Annotated in this window: 1 protein-coding gene; it reads right to left on the reverse strand. The window is 64.2% G+C overall.

Features of this window, described 5'->3' with window-relative positions; all coding sequences use genetic code 11:
* The coding region (locus ACM9HJ_RS31040; RefSeq protein WP_416575676.1) for a DDE-type integrase/transposase/recombinase at positions 1 to 318 on the reverse strand (318 nt) is incomplete at both ends.

A 318-nucleotide genomic window follows, 5' to 3' on the forward strand; every position in this document is an offset into this window, starting at 1 on the left:
CGAACGCGTTCTGGGTGGGCTTGCCGGGCTGGATATAGTGCCACTCGACCCGATGGGTTTGCGTCCAGGCCAGGATCGCCCTGGAAATCAGTTCGGTGCCATTATCGCTGACGATCATCAGCGGTTTACCCCGCACGGCGACAAGGGCATCCAACTCCCGCGCCACACGCTTGCCGGACAGCGAGGTGTCGGCCACCAGGGCCAGGCATTCGCGCGAGAAGTCATCCACCACGGCCAGGATGCGGAACCGCCTGCCATCGCTGAATGCATCGGACACGAAATCCAGGCTCCAGCGCTGGTTGGGAGCCTGCGGCAGGG

It is taken from the genome of Niveispirillum sp. KHB5.9, assembly GCF_048066115.1.
Taxonomy (GTDB): Bacteria; Pseudomonadota; Alphaproteobacteria; order Azospirillales; family Azospirillaceae; genus Niveispirillum.